Source organism: Shewanella sp. 11B5 (assembly GCF_002836795.1).
GTDB classification, from domain to species: Bacteria; Pseudomonadota; Gammaproteobacteria; order Enterobacterales; family Shewanellaceae; genus Shewanella; species Shewanella frigidimarina.
The window spans coordinates 1-2,955 of sequence record NZ_PJAP01000953.1 but is presented as its reverse complement, the minus strand read 5'-3'; the positions used below and the strand labels follow the sequence as shown (position 1 = coordinate 2,955).

Annotated in this window: 3 protein-coding genes; 2 read left to right on the top strand and 1 reads right to left on the bottom strand. The window is 38.0% G+C overall.

From position 1 onward, the window contains the following. Positions 1–156 precede the first annotated feature (156 nt). On the top strand, positions 157–969 hold the full coding sequence (locus CXF78_RS18735) for a YggN family protein (RefSeq protein WP_102037605.1): 813 nt from the start codon (positions 157–159) through the stop codon (positions 967–969). A gap of 410 nt (positions 970–1,379) precedes the next feature. Further along, positions 1,380–2,321, top strand: a complete 942-nt coding sequence (locus CXF78_RS18730; RefSeq protein WP_011638316.1) for a LysR family transcriptional regulator — start codon at positions 1,380–1,382, stop codon at positions 2,319–2,321. A 413-nt stretch (positions 2,322–2,734) separates the two neighbouring features. Here CXF78_RS18730 and CXF78_RS18725 read toward each other — a convergent pair. Next, positions 2,735–2,955 (bottom strand): DUF885 family protein (locus CXF78_RS18725; RefSeq protein ID WP_145991560.1); only part of this gene is annotated, 221 nt, incomplete at its 5' end.

Here is a 2,955-nt window from a genome sequence, read left to right as displayed (position 1 = left end):
ACTTCCGCTATCACCCATCCATCAGTTAACTCATTAACTCTATATTTGTTTTATCTATTAAAAATCATCGAGTTAACTTTGTTGGCATAGCTTGTGCTTTATAACACTCATATTCGACCTTATTATTGATATTCGTATAGCAAAAGGATTTTTATCATGACCAAACAGAAGTTGATTTGTGGTGTAGCGTTAACCAGCATGTTATTCACTGCAGGGGCGTTGACTCCAGCTATGGCAAAAATGTCAATTAATGATGAAAAGTGCAATGTGACATTAAACTATGACGTTACCGTTGAACCAAAAAAATTGCAGATTAGTGACAATGGAGCTGAGAAATATCGCATTGAACTGGATCAACTGTATGTAGACGGTAAAAAGGTTACCTTAAACGCTAAGCAACAAACATTGCTCACTCAATATTCTGATGAACTATCTCGTCAGGTTCCAGAGGTAATTGATTTGGTCGGTGATGTTGTAGTAATGGCATCTCAGGCGGTTAATATGGCATTAACTCCAATATTTGGCGATGCCACTGGTAGCCAAATTGATAAGCTCATGACAGGGATACAAAAACGCATTGACACCATGGCGTATCAGCAAGGCGATAAGTTTTATTTAGGTTCAACAGAGTCTTCAATTGAACATGCATTTAATGAAGAGTTTGAGCAAGAGATAGAACAAATGGTCACCAACTCAATGGGATCATTAATGATGACATTAGGTAGTCAGATTATGTCTTCTGAAGGTGGTTCATTTGAAGAGAAAATGAATACCTTTTCACAAAAAATGGATAATGTCGGTAAAGACATCGAGCAACAGCTTGAATCGCAATCACAAGGCCTTGAACAACGAGCTGATAAAATTTGTGATAATTTTGAAGGATTATTAGTGTTAGAAAGCCAAGTTCGTAAAGACATACCAGAACTTGCACCTTATACATTAGCTAAGTTAGGCGAACTAAAAGAGTAAATTTATTTTGTTCAACCTGTCTTCCCGGACACCTGACCTTCCCCTGTGCTCTTTTTGAAGACACAGGGGCTTTTTTTTTGTGCCAATTCTAGCTGCTTTACCGCTATAGCTAGTGTTGCTTTGTTCTGATAAAAAAATTGTCAATTATAAATATAGAGCCATAGAAGCTTTTTTTGTTATACTCGTGAGAATTATTACAAAATTACACTCTACTTTAGATGTGGTTATATTTCAGAATCTTCATTTGTTGGTGTTGATTAACGGTATTAGTTTGTTTTGATGCTCATTTAATAGTATCAATCATAATATCTGAATGTTGATATTGACGCTTAACAAGGTTTGGTTACCAGCAATGGCTAACAGATATCTGGAATTTTTATTAATGTCGTAACCAGCTTAAGGCGACTTTCATGTTAGAACTGTTAGAACCTATCGCAATTTTTACTCATGTTGCACGTGCAGGAAGTTTTAGTGCTGCAGCCAGACGTCTTGGCATTTCTAAATCTAAAGTAAGTACTCAAGTTGCAGATCTTGAACATAAACTTGGCGTGCAGCTTATTCAGCGTACAACCCGCAGTTTAAGCCTTACTGAAGCCGGCAATTTATTGTATCTCCAAGGCGAAGAGCTCCTTCGTGATGCAGAGCAGGCCGTTTCAAGTGTTCACAACTTAAATGATGCAACTCGTGGTGTATTAAAAGTTGGGATATCGCAATCATTTGGCACCATGCATATTATTCCAGCTTTACCAGCATTTATGGCAAGGCATCCAGAGCTTGAACTACAAGTTAGCTTACTTGATCATAAGGTCGATGTCGTCAGTGAAGGCTTAGATCTACTGTTAACCATGTCTGAGCAATTGCCGCTGGGTATGGTGGCAAGACCGTTAATGAAATGTCAGTTCTTATTAGTCGCCTCACCGGGTTATATTGCGCAACATGGTAACATTAGCCGACCTGAACAGTTAGTTGAGCACAATTGCTTGGTGTATCAAGGCGAGTGGCATGAGCACAGTATGTGGCAATTTAAAAAGGGCGAAGACTATTGCGAAATTGGTGTGTCAGGCAATTTCCGTGTCGATAATGCACCAGCATTGAAATCGGCCGCAGTGAGTGGTTTAGGCATTGTATATTTAGCCAGTTACTTAATGGAAGATGAAATCGCTCAAGGGACATTGGTACCTTTGTTACCTGATTGGCAGTTGACTCACAACCTTCCATTACAAGCTGTGTATCCTCGTCGTAAGCATCTAGCTCCCAAAGTCAGTGCGTTCATTGATTTTATTAAAACGCACATTAGTAGCCCACCTTATTGGGATGCTAAGTTCGACCATTTGTATAAACTTCGTAAGTAAAAGTGGAAACATTGTTTCTATTTTAAAACAAAGCCGCGACTTACCTCGCGGCTTTGTTTTAAGTGTTTGATTTTAAATTGCTTAAGGGGTTGATTGATTAGTTTATTAGTAAGTTGCTAATCAAGGGTTTAGCGATTTACATTTGTTAACTAGTTGAACTCTGTTCTGATATCAATACAATGGTAGTTAGTTGATTCGAAGTGATTTGAACCCTGCGTTTTTCTGAGAAATGACCCCTTTTCAGTTGGGCGTACAAATCGGCAAGGTAGCAAATTTTGAATCAGTGTTGGCAATGGTTTTCGAACTAAAATAATGCCAACCTTAAAACCATCATCCTAATTTATTTGGTTTACCCCAGACTTTGTTCTGGGGTTATTTTTTTATGTTAGTTCGAGTGGATTAGTTATTGAAAATTACCGTGATTGAACCTGTTTAATCCACTTGTTTACTTGCTCTTCAAGTATGTCTAATGGCAATGGACCATTTTTAAGAATTACAGTATGAAATTCGCGAATATCAAACTTAGCTCCTAGTGCCTTTTTAGCCTGCTCACGTAGTTGTAGTATTTTAATCATTCCCACTTTATACGCTGTCGCTTGTGATGGCATAACAATATGGCGTTCAACCATTTTTA